The sequence below is a fragment of the Gelidibacter sp. genome (assembly GCF_053579655.1).
This window is the reverse complement of the sequence record NZ_JBMDWE010000002.1, coordinates 1-19,493: the sequence shown is the minus strand read 5'-3', so window position 1 is coordinate 19,493 and position 19,493 is coordinate 1. Positions and strand designations below refer to the sequence as shown.

General features: G+C 37.8%; 15 protein-coding genes. 14 read left to right on the top strand and 1 reads right to left on the bottom strand.

Annotation, left to right across the window (positions count from 1 at the left end; all coding sequences use genetic code 11):
- Nucleotides 1-41: 41 nt before the first annotated feature.
- From ACOH2D_RS01360 to ACOH2D_RS01325, 8 genes are all read left to right on the top strand, one after another.
- Nucleotides 42-1,817: a BatD family protein gene (locus tag ACOH2D_RS01360; RefSeq protein WP_449534158.1), complete on the top strand. Its 1,776-nt coding sequence runs from the start codon at nucleotides 42-44 to the stop codon at nucleotides 1,815-1,817.
- Between the two features lies 1 nt (nucleotide 1,818).
- The gene (locus ACOH2D_RS01355; RefSeq protein ID WP_449534157.1) at nucleotides 1,819-2,577 is read left to right on the top strand and encodes an SH3 domain-containing protein; all 759 of its coding nucleotides are present in this window, start codon (nucleotides 1,819-1,821) and stop codon (nucleotides 2,575-2,577) included.
- Between the two features lie 227 nt (nucleotides 2,578-2,804).
- Nucleotides 2,805-3,098: a hypothetical protein gene (locus ACOH2D_RS01350; protein ID WP_348035227.1), complete on the top strand. Its 294-nt coding sequence runs from the start codon at nucleotides 2,805-2,807 to the stop codon at nucleotides 3,096-3,098.
- A gap of 178 nt (nucleotides 3,099-3,276) precedes the next feature.
- Nucleotides 3,277-4,587, top strand: a complete 1,311-nt coding sequence (nhaA, locus tag ACOH2D_RS01345) for a Na+/H+ antiporter NhaA (protein ID WP_449534156.1) — start codon at nucleotides 3,277-3,279, stop codon at nucleotides 4,585-4,587.
- 402 nt (nucleotides 4,588-4,989) lie between these two features.
- Entirely contained in the window at nucleotides 4,990-5,616 is a 627-nt protein-coding gene (locus tag ACOH2D_RS01340; protein WP_348035225.1) for a carbonic anhydrase, read from the top strand.
- Between the two features lie 437 nt (nucleotides 5,617-6,053).
- A complete protein-coding gene (locus ACOH2D_RS01335; RefSeq protein ID WP_449534155.1) occupies nucleotides 6,054-7,526 on the top strand; it encodes an ankyrin repeat domain-containing protein in 1,473 nt (490 codons plus the stop codon).
- A 68-nt stretch (nucleotides 7,527-7,594) separates the two neighbouring features.
- Nucleotides 7,595-8,080, top strand: a complete 486-nt coding sequence (locus ACOH2D_RS01330) for a DUF2271 domain-containing protein (protein WP_348035222.1) — start codon at nucleotides 7,595-7,597, stop codon at nucleotides 8,078-8,080.
- 219 nt (nucleotides 8,081-8,299) lie between these two features.
- Nucleotides 8,300-10,489 carry a PepSY domain-containing protein gene (locus ACOH2D_RS01325; protein WP_449534154.1) on the top strand — a complete coding sequence of 730 codons (2,190 nt, stop codon included), beginning with the start codon at nucleotides 8,300-8,302 and terminating at the stop codon, nucleotides 10,487-10,489.
- 109 nt (nucleotides 10,490-10,598) lie between these two features.
- Here ACOH2D_RS01325 and ACOH2D_RS01320 read toward each other — a convergent pair whose 3' ends face one another.
- The gene (locus ACOH2D_RS01320; RefSeq protein WP_449534153.1) at nucleotides 10,599-11,138 is read right to left on the bottom strand and encodes a CvpA family protein; all 540 of its coding nucleotides are present in this window, start codon (nucleotides 11,136-11,138) and stop codon (nucleotides 10,599-10,601) included.
- Between the two features lie 263 nt (nucleotides 11,139-11,401).
- On the opposite strand from ACOH2D_RS01320, the gene ACOH2D_RS01315 reads away from it, so the two are divergent.
- From ACOH2D_RS01315 to ACOH2D_RS01290, 6 genes are all read left to right on the top strand, one after another.
- Nucleotides 11,402-11,758, top strand: coding sequence for a hypothetical protein (locus ACOH2D_RS01315; protein ID WP_449534152.1), 357 nt, complete (start codon nucleotides 11,402-11,404; stop codon nucleotides 11,756-11,758).
- A 225-nt stretch (nucleotides 11,759-11,983) separates the two neighbouring features.
- Nucleotides 11,984-13,003, top strand: coding sequence for a phenylalanine--tRNA ligase subunit alpha (pheS, locus tag ACOH2D_RS01310; RefSeq protein ID WP_449534151.1), 1,020 nt, complete (start codon nucleotides 11,984-11,986; stop codon nucleotides 13,001-13,003).
- Nucleotides 13,004-13,126: 123 nt separating this feature from the next.
- Complete coding sequence (locus tag ACOH2D_RS01305) at nucleotides 13,127-13,627, top strand: GbsR/MarR family transcriptional regulator (RefSeq protein ID WP_449534150.1); 501 nt, start codon at nucleotides 13,127-13,129, stop codon at nucleotides 13,625-13,627.
- 10 nt (nucleotides 13,628-13,637) lie between these two features.
- A complete protein-coding gene (locus ACOH2D_RS01300; protein ID WP_348035216.1) occupies nucleotides 13,638-14,762 on the top strand; it encodes an efflux RND transporter periplasmic adaptor subunit in 1,125 nt (374 codons plus the stop codon).
- A gap of 19 nt (nucleotides 14,763-14,781) precedes the next feature.
- Nucleotides 14,782-17,949 (top strand): efflux RND transporter permease subunit, encoded by a 3,168-nt coding sequence (locus ACOH2D_RS01295; RefSeq protein ID WP_348035215.1) that lies wholly within the window; start codon nucleotides 14,782-14,784, stop codon nucleotides 17,947-17,949.
- Nucleotides 17,933-19,351 carry an efflux transporter outer membrane subunit gene (locus ACOH2D_RS01290; RefSeq protein WP_449534149.1) on the top strand — a complete coding sequence of 473 codons (1,419 nt, stop codon included), beginning with the start codon at nucleotides 17,933-17,935 and terminating at the stop codon, nucleotides 19,349-19,351. The genes ACOH2D_RS01295 and ACOH2D_RS01290 overlap by 17 nt, the downstream gene beginning before the upstream one ends.
- The last annotated feature ends 142 nt before the right edge of the window (nucleotides 19,352-19,493 follow it).

The window sequence follows — 19,493 nt, the reverse complement described above, 5'->3', positions numbered from 1 at the left end:
GATAATCGTTAATCGTTGTTCGTTAATTTTTATTTAAATAGATGAGCTTAAAAACATACATAACATTATTTTTAATTGCAGTAAGTACAAGTTTTGTTACCGCCCAAGTAAAATTTGAGGCCAAGGTTAGCAAGACCAAACTTGGTGTGAATGAGCGTTTACGTGTGGATTTTGAAATGAATACGGATGGTGATAATTTTAACCCGCCGTCTTTCAATGATTTCACGGTCGTGGGTGGCCCAAATCAATCCGTGAGTCATTCGTGGGTCAATGGTGTTCGCTCCTTTGCAAAAACCTACAGCTACTTCTTGGCGCCAAAAAAAACAGGGAATATCACAATCACTCAAGCCACCATTGAAATTGATGGGGAGATTTATAAAACATCGCCAGTTACCGTTCAAGTGACTGCAGCGGTAACGAGACCCAATGATCCGGACAATGTGGACAATGTGGTGGATGACAACCTTCATCTTGTTGCTGAAATATCCAAAGGCAACCCTTACCTCAACGAAGCCATTACCATCGTTTATAAATTATATGTTTATAAAGATATTGGTGTCACTAATTTCAGGGAACTCAATAGCCCGAAATACAACGATTTCTGGAGTCAAAACATCGATTTAAAAGATAACAAGATTCAAACTGGCCAATACAATGGTCGTGAATATCGCTACTTAGTGATTCGTAAAATCGTTTTATACCCACAAAAAACAGGTAAAATAGAAATCGAGCCTTTAAGTCTTGAACTTACCGTAGAAGTGCCAACGAGTAGACGTGACTTTTTTGGCAGCCAAATGATGACGCAAGTTCAAAAAACAGTTTCGGCAGGAAGCAAAACACTCGAAGTAAAACCACTTCCTGAAGCTGGCAAACCAGAGAGTTTTACGGGTGCTGTAGGTAGTTTTGATTTTAAATTGACCACGTCCAAAGACGAGTTGAATGCTACAGAATCCTTACAAGCACGGTTAGAAGTGACCGGAAATGGTAACTTGAAGTTATTTCAATTGCCTAAATTGACCTTGCCAAGTTCCCTGGAAGTCTATGAACCTGAACACACCGAAAACGTAAGGACAACGCTCGATGGCATGCAAGGTGGCATTGCCGATAGTTATACGATTGTGCCACAATTTAAAGGCAAGTATCCGATCCCAAATGTGGATTTCTCCTATTTCGATTTAAAAACAGAAACCTATAAAACCATTTCTACAGGACAGCATTTAATCAACGTCCTGGAAGGCCCAACAAACAATACCAATAGCGACAGCAATATCGCATCAGCGGGCGATGGGAAACAACGTGTGGTTATGAGCAATGACCAATTTGCCTTTGTGAAAACTGAAGCGAATCTTAAACCGATCATCTCGGAACCATTTTTTCAATCGTCTTGGTACTGGAGTTCCTTGTTACTCCCACTTCTAGCCATTCCTTTGGCCATGGTTTTCCGTAAGAAAAAAGCCGAACGTGTGGCCGATGTTAAAGGCAATAAAATACGCAAGGCCGATAAATTGGCCAGAAAATATTTAGGAGAAGCCAAAAAAGCATTAGGTCAAAAAGAAGCCTTTTATATTGCTTTGGAGAAAGCACTCCATAATTATCTGAAGGCCAAATTGCATATTGAAACCAGCGATTTGAGCAAGGAGCGGATTGAAAAGCTACTTACCAAACGTCAAGTAGACGAGTCAATGATTAGCGACTTCCTAACCATTCTTGACAGTTGTGAATTGGCACGATACACGCCTTTTTCAGAAGTGACCATGCAGGAGGATTATGATAAGGCTGCAAACACGATTTCAGTAATTGATAAACAGCTTAAGTAAGATGAAAAATTTTGTTTACATACTGACATTTTTAATCGGCAGCTTAGGGTTTAGCCAGAATGAACTGCTATTTGAGCAGGCCAATGACTTGTACAACAAAGGCGATTTTGAGGATGCCATTTCAAAATATGAAGCTATTATTGCTTCGGCAGAACATTCGGCAGCGTTGTACTATAATTTGGGCAATGCACATTATAAACTCAACCATATTGCACCAAGCATCTATTACTATGAAAAGGCTTTAAAACTGTCTCCAAAAGACAAGGAAATACAGAACAATATCACGTTTGCTCGCAATATGACCATTGATGCCATTGATAAAACACCTGAAATCGGGTTTTCCAAGCTTTCAAAGTCTATCACTAATTGGCTGACCTTTGATAATTGGGCAAAATTATCCGTGCTTTTAATGGCGCTTTTTGTGGTGTTCTATCTGGTCTACTATTTCAATTATAGTACTACAAAAAAACGATTGGCGTTCATTACGGCCATGAGTTTTTTAATTTTGGCGTTTGGCGCAGTGGCCTTGGCCTATAATAATTATCATCTGTTACAAAATGATCAGCCTGCCATTGTTTTTGCTAAGGAAGCTCAGGTCAAGAGTGAGCCAAACCTCAGAAGCCCTGAGTCCTTTAAACTCCATGAAGGCACTAAAGTTCAAATTTTGGATACGGTCAACAATTGGAAGAAAATCAAACTTGCCGATGGTAAAACAGGTTGGATTCCAAATGATGATATTAAGGCCTTGAATATTTACTAACTCCTTTTTTATCATTTTTATCAAGCTGAATTTTATTCATGACTTTTAAGCTATCATGACGCAAACGCATCTTATCATCGATTTAAAACATTAACACGACTAAGAATCTTCCTGCTTTTTCACGCTATAACTGAACCTTTAACGAGTTAATCGCCTCCGATTTTCAATTACTTTAACAATTTTTAAAATTTCATATATTATATTTGCATCTTGTGGATCGATTTTACATGAAAAAAAAAATTATTACTTTCTTCCTTATAGCGCTCTTTACTGGATTTATGGCAGGGCCTACGCTGAGCATTTTTAGTGATTCGATTGATAGTTCAGTATTTTACAGTTTAAATGAGGAAGACACGAGTACCAATAAAAACCTGAAGGTCTTTAAAATACATAGTGCAGAAAGTAATCTGACCCATTTAGCAGTTTTCGATTCTGAAGAGCTAAGTTTAAATACCGCCTATCTGACCTTATATACGCCTTATGTCACAGAGTGTCTTTCTCCACCCCCTGAATTAGTATAGGCCAATTAGGCAAAAAGTAATGTTTGCCTTATATTTCCAATAATTTTCAGTCATACTTTCAGTCATTGCTTACCACTTTATTATTAGAATTCATTTACCAAAATCGACACTATAGCCTAATTTAAAGCACTAACAGTGATCGGATCATTGGACTATTGCTCATTCGTAAAATTATTATATGATTTCAAAAAAAATATTATCTCCTTTTCAAAAATATGTAAACACAGAAAGCCTAAGCGGGGTCTTTCTTATAACAGCCACCCTTATCGCCCTTATTTGGGCCAATTCGCCGTGGGGCGAGAGTTACCAGAACTTGTGGCAATATGAAATGGGATTTACCACCGAGAGTTTTGAACTCAACAAACCCCTCATTTTATGGATCAATGACGGCTTGATGGCGATTTTCTTTTTCTTGATCGGTCTGGAAATTAAACGGGAGTTTCTGATTGGGGAACTGAACTCCACTAAAAAGTTGGCATTTCCCTTATTTGGGGCTTTTGGGGGCATGTTATTCCCAGTTTTATTTTATTTCTTATTAAACAACAATCCTGAAACCATGCATGGCTGGGGAATTCCAATGGCCACCGATATTGCGTTTGCATTGGCCGTTTTAAAACTATTAGGAAATCGCGTGCCCTTGAGCCTAAAAGTCTTTTTGACCGCATTCGCCATTGTGGATGATCTGGGAGCGGTTATGGTTATCGCCATTTTTTACAGTGAAAATATCGAATTTACATCGTTATTTGTTGCCTGTGGAATGCTCGCTTTACTTTATATCCTCTCCGCAAAAGGTTACTATTCGAAATTTTTGATGGCCACGTTCGGAATCGTCATTTGGGTTTTATTTTTAAAATCTGGTGTACATCCCACCTTAGCAGGGATTCTATTGGCGTTCTCCATCCCGACATATCAAAAGATTAAGACTGGACCTTTTATTGAACAGTTGGAAACGATTACCCAAAATATCAAGAATGCAACCATATTGAAAGAGCCTATTCTTTCCAAAGAGCAAATTGAACATATTGACATGCTGGAAGATTGGACTCAGAAATACCAATCGCCCCTGCAATATTTAGAGCATAAATTGCATCATTGGGTTGCCTTTGTCATTATTCCATTATTTGCATTAGCTAACGCTGGCGTAAAGTTCAATAATGCGCAAGGCCTAGACGAGGCGCTGATTGTCACCTTAATGCTTTGTTTGATTTTGGGGAATAGTATTGGTATTACCACTGTTGTTTTTGTCGCTAAAAAACTCAAAATCACTCAAATCCCAGAAGACATCAACAACAGACATATCATTGGCGTTTCCTTTTTGGCGGGAATCGGGTTTACGATGGCCATTTTTATCGCGAGCTTGGCATTTAAGAATAACCAAGCTTATGTGGACTCGGCAAAAATTGGGATTTTATTGGGTTCTGTAATTTCTGCAATCATTGGGTATCTCATTTTACGCTTTAACTCGACGAAACAGGAAATTATTGAATAAACAATTATGGCCTAAATTGCCATACCAGACCGACAAACGTTCTGGCGGCGTTTTTAAAACAGACTGAAAGCCTGTTGCATTCGTGAAATTAATAATTAATAATTTTCACCGGTATGCTCACTGTGAAAATTCGTGATCCCGACGCTTCGGGAGTGTCAAAATTTTAAAAGCTCAAGTGAGATGTATTAAAGCACATAGTTTAAACTGATTTTGAGGCAATAGAATTTTTTGAGTTTAGAAAGAAGGACAATGATTTCACAATTATTGTCTTTTGAGATTGAGTTGGTTATATGTTATGATTAGATAAAAACTAAAATTTAACTCAAGAAAACCATATTTTACCTACCTTTAAACTCTACATATCGATGAGAATCTTTCATCGGAAACAAAACTTTAGCGAGAATGGACTTAAATAAAGTATTCAAAAACAATGAAAAATGGATCAAAGAAAAGCTGGCTATCGATCCAGATTTCTTTAAACATTTAGCAGAAGGTCAAAATCCTGAATTATTGTTTATTGGTTGTTCTGACAGTCGTGTGACGTCAGAGGAATTGATGGGCATGGGACCTGGTGAAGTTTTTGTGCATCGAAATATTGCCAATATGGTCATTAGCATTGATCTGAACGTCATGTCTGTAGTCAATTATGCGGTCGATCATCTAAAAGTCAAGGATATTGTGGTGTGTGGACATTATGGCTGTGGCGGCGTTAAGGCGGCCATGCAATCTGCCGACTTGGGCATCTTGAATCCGTGGCTTCGTAATATTCGTGATGTGTATCGTACACATCGCAATAAATTGAATGCTATTGAAGACGAAGAAAATCGATATGACCGTTTGGTAGAACTCAATGTACGCGAACAATGCATCAATCTCATAAAAACCGCTGCTGTTCAAAGAGCCAATAGAGAAAGAGGTTTAAAAGTCCATGGATGGGTGTTTGATGTCAGTACGGGAAAACTCATCGATTTAAAAATTGATTTCAACAAGTATCTCAATAAAATCATGGAAATTTATCGATTAGAATAAATCGAAAAAGCCACTTCCTCGTTTGGTTGGTATACAAAGTTAAAAGTGTAAACGTCAGAATTACTCCTATCTTCATTGGCCTCCCCATTTGCATAGTAGCTCAATATTTCTAGTTTTGAATAGCGACCAACACGTGTTCTTACCTCAATGATTTTCCCTAGGATTAGATCAATAGTATAGATACTATCCACTCTTATTGCTCATTTTAGTACTTCCAGCTAAATCAAGTCCTCATTTTTTTTTGTAGAATCCTGAGCTACATCTACTTCTTCCGAAAATCCAAATACGATAAAGAAATTAAAAAAAAGATATCGATAGTCTTTTTATTTAGATTCATTCTATATAAATTTACGGCCTAAATTGAGCCTTATCCTAATTCAATCTAAATAAGAATAGAAATTATAGATAAATCTCACTCAGACGTAAAAAATAAACTTATGAAAAGATTCTTAATAATCATCTTGGCTTTTGGTATTGGCGGTCCGATTTTCTCACAGGCCAATATCTTTTTAGATCGTGATTTTTGGGCATCAAAACCGAGTGTTGAAACGATTGATTTAAAAATCAAGGAAGGCCATGATATTGCACAAGCGAATGCCAGTAATTTTGATGGTGCAGCTCAAGCCATTTTAGCAAACGCACCGAACGAAACCATTCAATACGTCATCGCAAAGAAAGGAAATGATGTCAACAAACTAACCCACGACGGCAGAACTTATATTTTTTGGGCCGCGAATAAAGGGAACGTGGAATTGATGCAATTTCTGATCGATAACGGTGCAAAAACTGATATTACGGATGATAAAGGCAGTAGCATCATCAATTTTGCCGCAGGATCAGGGCAGCGCACTACGCAAGTGTATGATTTACTTATAAAATATGGTGCCAATCTTCAAAAGGATCTCACACCTACGGGTGCGAATGCCTTATTATTAGTCGCGCCTCACGACACTGATTTTAGTTTGATTACTTATTTCACTTCAAAAGGTTTGGATTTGAATAGTGTGGATGCAGATGGCAACGGGATATTCAATTATGCGGCGAGAACAGGAAATATCACTTTGATGACCCAATTGCTTAAAAAAGGTGTCAAAGGCAATGACAATGCTTTCATTTTCGCAAGTCAAGGTGCTCGTGGTATTACGAATGGTATTGAAGTCTATCAGTTTTTAGAAAGCGCTGGATTAAACCCAATTGCGGTTTCAAAAGATGGCGAAACAGCACTGCATACCTTGGCTGTTAGAAGTAAAGATATGGCGATCATCAACTATTTTATTCAAAAAGGTGCCGATGTCAATCAATCAGACAGCTTTGGAAACACGCCATTTATGAATGCTGCCAGTAAAAACAATCTTGAAACCGTGACTTTGTTTTCAAAAACGGTCAAAAACATCAACCAAACCAATAAAAAAGGCGAATCTGCTTTGGCATTAGCCGTTGCAAACAACATCTCTGATGTGGTCGCTTTTCTCTTAAATAAAAAGGCAAAAACATTGCTTGTGGATGGCAATGGCAATGATTTAACCACCTATTTAATGCAATCCTATACGGTTAAAAACGAAGACGACTTCAACAAAAAGCTATCTTTATTAGAACAAAACGGATTCAATTTCGGTAAACCACAAGCCAACGGAAACACCTTATACCATTTGGCATTGGACAAAAACGATATGACGACACTTAAATTCATTCAACAATTCAAAGCTGATGTGAATGCCAAAAACAAAGAAGGCATCACGCCGTTGCATAAAGCAGCAATGAAAGCAAATGATACGGAGATCTTAAAATATTTAGTGTCTATTGGAGCAAAAAAAGATATCGTAACTGATTTTGATGAAACCGCTTATGATTTGGCTTCTGAAAATGAGTTATTGATAGGAAAAAATATTTCTTTAGATTTTTTAAAATAGAATACAGACCTGTCAGGTTTTTGAAACCTGACAGGTCTAAAACATTTACTGACAAGTTAAAAAACAACATGAAAATAAAACATTTTATATTTTTAAGTCTAGTCCTATTCGGATTGATGTCATTTACGGCCAAAGCACCAGCAACAAAGTACAAATGCATGATCCAGATGACCAATTATACTGGCGAGGGCGCCTATATCGTGATTTCGTTAATCAACCCAAAAGGGGATTATGAAAAAACTTTGTACGTTCAAGGTGATGATGCGCAATGGTACAATACGATTGAAGACTGGTGGAAAAAATTTCATGCCAAAAAACGCTCAAATTTAGATGCCATTACCGGAGCGACCGTTTCTGGTGGCGGACGAAACATAACTGTAATCGACATTGAGGATTCGAAAATAAACGCTGGCTACAAAATCCGTTTTGAAACCGCTGTGGAAGATCAAAAATACTACACCAGTGATGTGGAGTTTGAATTGACTTCAGAAACCGTTAAAAGCAAAAAAGACGGCACCGGATTTATCCGTTATGTGCGGATGATGCCGAATTAAAAGAGTTGGAAGCTCGAAGTTGGAAGCTCGAAGCTCCAAAAAAACCTTTAAAGACCTTTCAGGTTTTCAAAACCTGAAAGGTTTGATCTCCGTCCAAAAGCTTTGATTAAGACGTTGAAATGTTAATAAAAAGCACGATAAAATCTTAATTCTATGTTCTAACAGCGAAGCGGTCTTGATTCCTTTTAAACAACATCAATATTTAAGACACTATAAAATATGACCATATCCATTTGGAGATATAGCCATCTAGCACTGGCCATATCTTCTTTTGTTTTTATCTTCATGGCCTCCGTAACTGGGATCATTTTGGCGTTTCAGCCAATTTCAGAACAGATTCAGCCCTATAAAGTCGATGGTTTTAACCAGATCACTTTAGCCGAAACGCTTCAAACCTTTACATCCCATTATTCCGAAGTTATCTCTTTAGAAGTGGATAGCAACGATTTTGTATCCGCTTCCGTACTTACCGAAGATGGAAAATCCTTAGACGGTTATTTCAATTCCAAAACAGGCGCCTATCTTGGTGAAAAGATAGAAATTTCCAAGTTTTTTCAATGGACGACCAATCTGCATCGCTCCTTATTCTTAAAAGGAACGGGACGCTTTTTAGTGGGTTTGTGTTCGTTTTTACTATTCCTCATCGCCGTTTCAGGCACTATTTTAATCCTGAAACGCCAACGCAGTTTTAAAAAATTCTTTTCGAAAATTGTCAATGACAATTTTTCACAATATTGGCATGTCGTTTTAGGTCGATTATCACTAATCCCAATCATCATTATTACTGTAACAGGCGTTTATTTATCCTTAGATAAATTTGATTTACTTCCAAAAGACAGCCAGCGACATCACATCGATTTTGATGCCCTTACCGAATCCCCACAACAGAATTTTAAAGACATGGACGTCTTTAAAAACACCAAGTTATCAGAAGTTAAATCGGTAGAATTCCCGTTTTCTGATGTTATTGAAGATCATTACACGATACAATTAAAAAACAAAGAAATTGTTGTCGATCAATTTTCTGGGGAAATCCTTAGCGAAATTGATTATCCATTGGTCAAATTCTTTTCTAACCTCAGTCTTAATCTTCATACAGGAAAAGGCAGCATTTTATGGTCGCTTATTTTAGCCATTGCTTCGGCAAATATTTTATTTTTTATCTATTCAGGATTTGCCATGACGCTCAAACGTCGTGCGGCCAAGTTGAAAAACAAGTGTAAGAAAAGTGATTCAAAATATGTGATTTTAGTGGGTTCAGAAAATGGAGGCACACTACTTTTTGCCAATGCCTTACAACAACAATTAATTGCCGTTGGAGAAACCGTTTATATTGCAGAACTCAATACATACCGCAAATACAAAAAAGCAGAACATCTTATTGTGTTGACGTCAACCTATGGCCAAGGCGAAGCACCAACCAATGCCAACAAGTTTTTAAAGCGTTTAGAATTTGTCAAACAAAGCCAAACCTATAGTTTTTCGGTAGTTGGTTTCGGATCACTTTCCTATCCTGATTTTTGCAAATTTGCTTATGATATCGATAAAGCTTTTTTAAATGAAAAATCTACGCAATTACTGGCGCCGTTTACCATTAATGACAAATCATTTGAAAGCTTTGAGCAATGGGTTCAAGTGTGGTCAGAAAAGGTCGGTTTAGAAATAGTTATTCCAAAAGAGAAATTAATCTCCAAACCAAAACACACCAAATCCTTTGAAGTTGTTTCAAAAAGTAACGTGGGCGATAGTCCTGATAACACGTTTACCATAACTTTAAAACCAAAAAAAAATCTTCAATTTACTTCTGGCGATTTGTTAGCGGTGTATCCAAAAGATGATTACCGTGAACGCTTGTATTCTGTGGGAAAAGTGAATGGCAACATCCAATTGAGCGTTAAATATTATGACGACGGCTTAGGCTCCAATTATCTAAATGATTTTAAAACTGGAGAGATTTGCAAAGCAAGACTACTTGAAAATGTCAATTTTCATCTTCCTGAAAAAGCATCCAAAATAATCATGATTGCCAACGGAACAGGAATTGCTCCTTTTTTGGGCATGTTGGATCAAAATCATAAAAAAGCAGAAATCGAAGCCTATTTTGGTTTGCGAACAAAAAAGTCATTTGCACTTTACGAAAAACTTCTTGAAAGTTGCATAAATAGTAAAAAACTCAACAGTTTACATTTGGCATATTCACAACACCATGACCGTTTATATGTGCAGCATCTTATAGAACGTGACGGAAAAAACATTGCAGAAACATTGGCAAACAAAGGTGTGATTCTGATTTGTGGATCCTTATCCATGTACAAAGATGTGATGCAAACCTTGAATGTTATCTGTTTGGAATTCAACAAAAAACCGTTGAGCAACTATGCCAACCAGATCAAATCAGATTGTTATTGAGTATAATCAGACTTAAGACTTGTAGACGTTTGACATAAGACCGAAAAATGTGGACTTTGAAGAAAAGTGTTACTCATACTTACACAATCCAAGTCTTAAGTCATAAGTCCTACGTCAACTCTAAAGAAAAGGTAGAATCATCTTCTATAGGCTTTTCCAATTCCTTTTTCTTTTCTAAAATAAGAGGAAAAATCATCGGTACTAGTCCTTTTACAGGACTATAAAGTGCAGAATCTTCAATGCTTTTTTCATCCGTAAGTGGAACGGCGCGATTCATGCTATCAAAAATATTAAGCACAACACTCAGAATCAAGGCCGTTTTTAAAGCACCAAAAAAACCGCCAAAAATCTTGTTCACTAGGCCTAAAGCGGCAAAATCGGCAAGTTTTGTCATGGCTTTTCCAGCCAAAGCAATGACCAAAACAATAATCAGAAAGGTTACGGCAAAAGCAACAATATTGACCGTTTTTTCATCCCATTCCGAGTTTTCATCGATTAGCGTTTCCGCATAATTACTAAAATGAATCGCGCCATAAACCCCAGCCACCAAAGCTATGAGTGATGCGATTTCCACAAAAAAACCTTTCATAAGTCCGCGCACAAGACCAAATCCAATTAAGCCAATTAAAACGATGTCGAAAACACTCATAACAGATCCATATTTTGGCAAACGTACATAAATTTGAGATTTTTAGAGTTATAAACTTTAAACAGAATGCATTGTTCCTTAACTTTGAAACCGAGAACGAAGTTGAAATTGAAATCGAAATTCAAGTTGAAAAAAATTATTCTCGACTAAAATCTGTCAATGCCATTTTGGTAGGGACAAATAATTAATAACTAAAAAAAAGGGCGAAGTTATCAGTCAAGCTCAAACTTGAAACCTGAAACTCGAAACCTGAAACTATAAAAATGTCAAGAGACACACAATTAAAAGAGCGCTGGGAGCTGGTGGTTAGCAAACTTTCTAACCAATTTGCCGAAGGAGATATACTCGATTTGGATGCCATTATTTATTTAATAGGCGTACAGGAATTGGGACAATTACATAAAAAATTCAAGAAAGATCATAAATTAGACTTGATGCATATCGCCATCTGTCGTTTGTTAGAACCTTATGGCTACTACGAATTTGACTATTTTGATGACGATAAATGGCCACATTATAAAGTATTGGCACAATTGCCACCGTTAAAAGCAGGTGAGCAAAGCGTCTTAATGAAAGAAGCCATTGTCCATTACTTTATTGAGTTAGAATATATTAAGTGATTTTTTAGGCGTTCCCTTTCAGCCCCGAGGCTTCGGGGGCGCTTTTCGCTACATTCTTTTTTTATATTCCTTGCTTAGGCAAGAAATCTGAAAAAAAAGGATTTCCACTGCAACTTACCGAAGCGGTATCACGAATTCTTCTTTGTAAAAGTAAAATTGTATTCGTAATCGTTAACGCAGAATTCGACAAAAAATATTAAATTTGCATTTCCATTTTTTTGATTTATGATAGACAAGATTAAACAGCTTATTGCTGAAGCCGAAACTTTTACAGCCCAATCCAAAGAGGAGATTGAAGCTTTCCGAATCAAGTATTTAGGTAAAAAAGGTTTGCTTAATGAGTATTTCGCCGAATTTAAAAACGTTGCCAATGATCAGAAGAAAGAATTTGGTCAGGTCATCAATCAACTGAAAAAAACAGCGGAAGACAAGGTCAATGCTTTAAAGGAAGAACTGGAAAGCAAAGAAGAAGTCAAAGGTATTTATGGTGATTTATCACGCCCTGGCGAACCTATTGCCATTGGTGCACGTCATCCCATTTCAATCGTTAAAAATCAAATTATTGACATCTTTTCCCGCATCGGCTTTAACGTTAGTGAAGGCCCAGAAATTGAGGACGATTGGCATAATTTTACCGCATTAAACCTACCAGAATACCATCCGGCACGCGATATGCAGGACACATTTTTTATTCAAACCGATCCTGATATCTTGTTGCGTACGCACACCAGTTCTGTGCAAGTGCGCTATATGGAAAATAACAAACCGCCAATCCGTACCATATCACCAGGGCGCGTGTTTAGAAACGAAGCCATTTCATCACGTTCCCACTGTTTCTTCCATCAAGTGGAAGGTTTATACATTGATAAAGACGTAAGTTTTGCTGATTTGAAGCAAACCCTTCAATATTTCACTACAGAAATGTTCGGGAAAAGTAAAATCCGTTTGCGTCCTTCCTATTTTCCATTTACCGAGCCAAGTGCAGAAGTAGATGTGTATTGGGGATTGGAAACTGAAATAGACCACCGCATCACAAAAGGTACTGGATGGTTGGAAATTATGGGCTGCGGCATGGTAGATCCTAACGTTCTTGAAAACTGTGGCATTGATTCAAAAATCTATTCTGGATTTGCCTTTGGCATGGGAATCGACCGTATTGCGATGCTGTTACACCAAATTGGCGATATCAGACTATTGAGCGAAAATGACGTGCGGTTTTTAGAGCAATTCAAATCGTCTCTGTAAATCGATCAAACATATATATCTATAACCGATGAAGTTTCATCGGTTTTTTTATTTAACATTTTTTTAACTTCGATTGGTTCGGATTGTTCCGAACCTCAATTATCTTTGCATAAAATTTGTAACATGGAAAGCAAAATTCTTAATGACAAACAAGATTTAGTTGAAAGATTGGGTGTCTTTATGGAGCAGGAGGAACAGTTGGCTCCTGTGGCTGCCCGTATTCTCTCCTATATCATTTTGACAGGTAATGTCGGAACCACTTTTGAAGAATTAGTGAAAGATTTATGTGCCAGTAAAAGTACCATCTCTACACATTTAAATCATTTGGCTGATTTAAAGAAAATAGTCTATTTCACTAAAACTGGCGATCGAAAAAAATATTACACCATTAATGAAGATAGTATTATACGAAGTATTGATGCCATGATGGAATCTTGGTTTACCCAAAAAGAACTGCATTTAGAAATTAAAGAATTTAAAGAAAAGACCAATCAATTGGACAGCAAGTATGACTCAAAATTCAATCTGGATTTTCATGACAATTATATCCAATTTTTGGATGAAGTCACCAAATCAGTTTCGACTTTAAGATCAAAAATAATAGAAAAAAACATTAAACAGTAATTAATAATCAATGAAAACAATCAAACTTCCATTAGTAGTCTCCCTTAGTTTTATCGCTCTTTTTATGAGCTGTGGAGATAAAAAACAGGCGCCACAAGGACCACAAGGACCAATGTCTTTTCAAGTGACCACTATTCCTCAACAAACCGTAACGGGGTTCAACACATTTCCAACTAATATAGAGGGTATAAACAACAGTGAAGTGCGATCAAAAATTTCAGGTTACATTACTGAAGTGTTAGTGGATGAAGGTCAAAAAGTAAAAAAAGGACAAACTATATTCCGACTAGAAACACAATCCCTTACTCAAGATGCTGACGCCGCCAAAGCAAACGTTAATGCTGCGCAGGTGGAGATGGATAAGCTAAAACCTTTGGTTGAAAAAAACATCATTAGTAGCGTACAGTTAGAAACTGCAAAAGCAAAATTAATGCAAGCGCAAAGTGCTTATAAAAGTATTGGGGCAAACATTGGTTATGCCAATATAAAAAGCCCTGTTGATGGTTATGTTGGTGCCATCCGTTTGCGTGCTGGTAGCTTAGTCAGCCCTACGAGTCAAGAACCTTTAACAACGGTTTCTGACATTAGTAAAGTCTATGCTTATTTTTCTATGAACGAAAAAGAATATCTTGATTTCATCCAAAAGGTAGAAGGAAAAGATATCCAAGAAAAAATAAAGAATCTTCCTAAAGTGACTTTAATTTTAGCCAATGGTAGCACTTATGACCACGAAGGAACTATCGAGACCATCAACTCTCAAGTGAATGTAAATACAGGTTCTATCTCGTTTCGTGCTGTTTTTAATAACGATGCACGAATTTTAACCAACGGAAACAGTGGGAAAATAAGAGTCCCTCGAGTTTATACCGATGCCATTGTAGTGCCTATGCAAGCTACTTATGAGCAACAAGGCAGCTACTATGTTTATAAAATAGAAGCTGATGATATGGCAATTGCTACACGTATTAACGTGATAGCTTCTGTGGGTAACCTTTATGTCGTTTCTGAAGGCGTTAAAAAAGGCGATAAAATTGTCGCGAAAGGTGTTGCAAAATTAAGAGGTGACTCTAAGATTCAACCTATGGAAATTCCTTTCGATAGTGTTGCGAAACCTATTGACAAATTATTCAGATAATATTCCAAGATAAGAACTTATGATAAAAACTTTTATAGAAAGACCAGTACTTTCAACGGTCGTCTCCATCATTATCGTGATCTTGGGGATCCTTGGTCTAACGGCATTGCCAATTACGCAATATCCTGATATTGCCCCACCGACGATTACCGTAAACGCCACCTACCCTGGCGCGAACGCTGAAACCATTTTGGAAAGTGTCATCATTCCTATTGAAGAACAAATCAACGGTGTGGAAGGGATGACTTACATTACATCCAGTGCTTCCAATACGGGAGTTGCTACCATTACCGTCTTTTTTGATCAGGATGTGGATCCAGACATCGCTGCGGTAAACGTTCAAAACCGTGTGGCACGTGCCACTTCACAATTACCACAAGCCGTCATACAAACCGGTGTTACCACTTCAAAGCAGCAAACTAGTGCCTTGATGTTTATGTCATTTTATAGTGAGAATCCTGACTATGACGACACCTTTATGCAAAACTATTTAAAAATCAATGTCATCCCTGAATTACAAAGGGTACATGGTGTTGGTGATGTGAATGTTTTTGGTGCGAAAGATTACGCCATGCGCATTTGGTTACGACCAGAAAAAATGGCAGCTTATGGTCTGATTCCAACTGATGTTACCGCAGCTTTGCGGGAACAAAGTTTAGAGGCTGCAGCAGGATCTTTTGGAGAAAATGATGGTGAAGCCTTTAGTTATGTGATTAAATATGGTGGACGTTTTAAAACGGAAGCACAATATAGTGGCATTATCATTAAGGCGCTTGGCAACGGACAGTTCTTAAAACTATCTGATGTTGCTGATATTGAACTGGGTGCACAATCCTATGGTGGTGGTTCCATTACCAATGGAAAACCTGCGGTTAACATGGGTATTTTCCAAACCAAAGGTTCCAATGCCCGTGATATTATTATTGACATTGAGAAAAAACTAGAAGATATTAAAGCCGATTTACCAAAAGGTATTGAAATTTTTGTCCCATACAACACCAATAGTTTCTTAAATGCCTCTATTGAGAAAGTAGTAACCACTTTAGCCGAAGCATTTTTACTCGTCTTTATCGTAGTATTTATTTTCTTACAAGATTTTAGATCGACCTTAATTCCGGCAATTGCCGTTCCCGTATCTATTATTGGTACATTTTTCTTCCTAAATCTCTTTGGATATTCCATTAACTTATTGACACTTTTCGCCTTGGTTCTGGCCATTGGTATTGTGGTGGATGATGCCATTGTAGTGGTTGAGGCGGTACATGCCAAAATTGATGAAGGCGAAAGTAATCCTAAAAAGGCAACCATTGCGGCGATGCATGATATTACCGGTGCCATTATTTCCATTACCTTGGTCATGGCGGCGGTATTTATTCCTGTGACGTTTATTGAAGGGCCAACGGGTGTATTCTATGAGCAATTTGGTGTGACACTTATTGTAGCGATTCTTATTTCTGCAGTTAATGCATTGACTTTAAGTCCCGCCTTATGTGCTTTATTCTTAAAAGGGCATGACGACAAACAGAACAAAAAGAAGAAAGGTTTCATTGGTCGCTTTTTTGACGGATTCAACAGAGGTTTTGATGCAACCGTAACTAAGTATGGTAAATCTGTTCATTTCTTATACCGAAACAAATGGATTACCGTATTGGCATTAGCCATTTCAGTGGGCGCTATTTGGTGGTCATCTTCAGTATTAAAAACTGGATTTGTACCTGATGAAGATCGAGGTATCCTCTTCGTAAACGTTGAGCTTCCTGCAGGATCTTCCATAGACAGAACCCACCAAGTAAACGTTGATTTATATGAAAAATTAATCAAAATTCCTGGCGTAAAGGGAGGATCGCTTATTGAAGGTAGTAGCTTTTTAGGAGGTGCTGGTAGCAACTTTGGCCTAGGCTTTATCAGATTGGATGATTGGGAAGATCGTAAAGATGAGTCGCTTTCTGTTGCAAACATTACTGCACAGATGTTTGGTGTTGCTGCGCAGATTCCGGAGGCCAACATTCTCTTCTTTTCACCGCCAAGTGTACCAGGTTTTGGTAACTCTGCGGGGATTGAAGTCAATTTATTAGACCGTTCTGGAGGAAGTTTTACCGATTTAGATAAAGTCACTCAAGAATTTGTAGGTAAATTATCTGCCCGTCCAGAAATTCAATATGCCCAATCCTCATTCAACACAAAATATCCGCAATATGAGATAGAAATCAATGCTGAATTGGCAAAACAACTAGGTGTTCCCATTAGTGATCTTTTCTCAACCCTTCAAGGTTATATTGGAAGTATTTTTGCGGCTGATTTCTCCCGATTTGGAAAACAATACCGTGTATATGTTCAAGCTTTACCGGAAGATCGTGCTAATGAAAGTGATTTAGCCAAACTTTATGTCCGTACAGGCACTGGAGAGATGACACCAATTACAGCTTTCGTAAACTTAAAAAGAGTTTATGGTCCGCAATCTGTGACGCGTTTTAACTTGTTTAACTCAGTAACCCTAAACGCAGCAATAGCCCCTGGTTATAGTTCCGGTGATGCTATTAAAGCAGTAAATGAAATTGCTCAAACATTGCCTGCCAATTATACCACAGCCTATTCCGGTTTAACGCGTGAAGAGGTAAATGCGGGTAACCAAACCACAACTATTTTTATGTTGTCACTTGTGTTTGTTTATTTCCTATTAGCGGCTCAGTACGAGAGTTATTTAGTACCGTTCTCTGTACTCCTGTCCTTGCCTTTAGGAGTGTTTGGAGCCTATTTTGTAACGCTAATTACAGGTTTACAAAACAATATTTATTTCCAAATTGCACTGATTATGTTACTCGGACTCTTGGCCAAAAACGCCATCTTAATTGTGGAGTTTGCGCTGCAACGACGACGTAATGGAGAATCACTGGTCCAGGCGGCCGTTCATGGAGCAGAAGCACGTTTGCGTCCTATTTTGATGACCTCATTCGCTTTTATCTTCGGATTAATGCCGTTAGCATTTGCAAGTGGCGTGGGTGCGCAAGGAAACCGATCTATTGGTACAGGTGCCGTAGGTGGTGTATTAATCGGAACCATTCTTGGCGTCTTCGTTATTCCAATCTTGTTCATCTTTTTCCAATGGTTACAAGAAAAAATATCTGGAGCACCGCAACCAAAAACAATTGAACTTATAGAAGACCAAACTCATGATAGCAATGCTTAAAAATCGCTCATTTAAATATATGGTAGTGTTGACCGTTTCCGCATTTACCTTACAAAGTTGTTTCGTAGCCAAAGACTATGTTCGACCACAAGTTGAAGAAACCCAAAATCTGTATCGAACAGATGCCCTTCCAACAGACAGCCTTTCCATGGCTGATCTGTCCTGGAAAGAATTGTTCACTGATCCTTATTTGGTGCAATATATTGAGCAAGGACTTCAAAACAATATCGACATCCGTGTTGCCATTCAACAAGTTTTGAGTGCAGAAGCCTATGCTAAACAAGGGAAAGCTGGGTATTTACCAACCCTTAACGGAAAAGCTTCTATAACACATCAAGAGCTGTCAAAAAATAGTCAGTTGGGTTCCTTTTTAACGAATAGATCAACAGATCAATATGAGTTGACTGGCAGTTTATCTTGGGAAGCAGACATTTGGGGAAAAATAAGAAGCAACAAACGTGCAACTGATGCTGATTATTTAAGCACAGTGGCCGCACATCAAGCGGTAAAATCACGATTGGTATCTGATATCGCTTCAACGTATTATCAGTTGTTGGCTTTAGATTCGCAATTGGAAATCACCAAAAGAACGGTCATGGTCAGAGACAGCAGCGTGAGCACAATTCAAGCCTTAAAAGACGCCGGAAATGTCACTCAAGTAGCGGTTGATCAAAACGTGGCGCAATACAATAATGCCAGAGCCATTCAAGTAGATTTGGAGACGGCTATTTTTCAGACAGAGAACGTTTTGAGTATTTTGTTAGGCGAACATCCACGTGGTTATGCACGTAGTATTTTAGACGACCAACATTTACAAACGGACTTAAAATTAGGAGTTCCAACACTATTGTTGAGCAACAGACCTGACGTTATTGCCGCAGAATACAACTTGGTCAAAGCTTTTGAATTGACCAATGTGGCGCGCAGCAACTTTTATCCGTCGTTAACCATTTCAGCCACTGGAGGTTTCCAAAGTTTAGAATTGGATCAATTATTGAACGCCAGATCATTTTTTGCGAATATCGTCGGTGGTTTAGCACAACCGATCCTCAACCAGCGTAAAATCAGAACGCAAAAAGAAGTTGCTGATGCCCAACAAGAACAAGCCTTGTTAGAATTTAAACGCTCATTATTGGTTGCCGGAAACGAAGTCTCCAATGCTTTGTACAGCTACACTGCCGAGACAGAGAAATTTAAATTCAAAAACTTGGAAGTTGAAGCCTTGCGCAGAGCAGAGCAGAATTCTAATGACTTATTGAAAAATGGTTTTGCCAATTATTTAGATTTATTGACTGCAAGACAAAGTGCATTAAGCGCTGAATTAAATCTAATTGATAGCAAACTAAAACAGTTGTTGTCTATTGTTGATTTGTACCAGGCACTTGGTGGTGGCTGGAAATAAGCTATAAAATAATATTGATTACAGAAGAAGGCTATAAATACTTAAGGTGTTTATGGCCCTTTTTTTATTAAAAAAGTCAAGCACTTCAAAAAACTGCTATATGTTATAATATACTAACTTTGCATTTGAACCCTAAGATCCC

Excerpts from the sequence above, each read along its gene's own strand:
- ACOH2D_RS01360 (WP_449534158.1), top strand. The coding sequence starts at position 42 with ATGAGCTTAAAAACATACATAACATTATTTTTAATTGCAGTAAGTACA.
- ACOH2D_RS01355 (WP_449534157.1), top strand. The coding sequence starts at position 1,819 with ATGAAAAATTTTGTTTACATACTGACATTTTTAATCGGCAGCTTAGGG.
- ACOH2D_RS01350 (WP_348035227.1), top strand. The coding sequence starts at position 2,805 with ATGAAAAAAAAAATTATTACTTTCTTCCTTATAGCGCTCTTTACTGGA.
- nhaA (WP_449534156.1), top strand. The coding sequence starts at position 3,277 with ATGATTTCAAAAAAAATATTATCTCCTTTTCAAAAATATGTAAACACA.
- ACOH2D_RS01340 (WP_348035225.1), top strand. The coding sequence starts at position 4,990 with ATGGACTTAAATAAAGTATTCAAAAACAATGAAAAATGGATCAAAGAA.
- ACOH2D_RS01335 (WP_449534155.1), top strand. The coding sequence starts at position 6,054 with ATGAAAAGATTCTTAATAATCATCTTGGCTTTTGGTATTGGCGGTCCG.
- ACOH2D_RS01330 (WP_348035222.1), top strand. The coding sequence starts at position 7,595 with ATGAAAATAAAACATTTTATATTTTTAAGTCTAGTCCTATTCGGATTG.
- ACOH2D_RS01325 (WP_449534154.1), top strand. The coding sequence starts at position 8,300 with ATGACCATATCCATTTGGAGATATAGCCATCTAGCACTGGCCATATCT.
- ACOH2D_RS01320 (WP_449534153.1), bottom strand. The coding sequence starts at position 11,138 with ATGAGTGTTTTCGACATCGTTTTAATTGGCTTAATTGGATTTGGTCTT.
- ACOH2D_RS01315 (WP_449534152.1), top strand. The coding sequence starts at position 11,402 with ATGTCAAGAGACACACAATTAAAAGAGCGCTGGGAGCTGGTGGTTAGC.
- pheS (WP_449534151.1), top strand. The coding sequence starts at position 11,984 with ATGATAGACAAGATTAAACAGCTTATTGCTGAAGCCGAAACTTTTACA.
- ACOH2D_RS01305 (WP_449534150.1), top strand. The coding sequence starts at position 13,127 with ATGGAAAGCAAAATTCTTAATGACAAACAAGATTTAGTTGAAAGATTG.
- ACOH2D_RS01300 (WP_348035216.1), top strand. The coding sequence starts at position 13,638 with ATGAAAACAATCAAACTTCCATTAGTAGTCTCCCTTAGTTTTATCGCT.
- ACOH2D_RS01295 (WP_348035215.1), top strand. The coding sequence starts at position 14,782 with ATGATAAAAACTTTTATAGAAAGACCAGTACTTTCAACGGTCGTCTCC.
- ACOH2D_RS01290 (WP_449534149.1), top strand. The coding sequence starts at position 17,933 with ATGATAGCAATGCTTAAAAATCGCTCATTTAAATATATGGTAGTGTTG.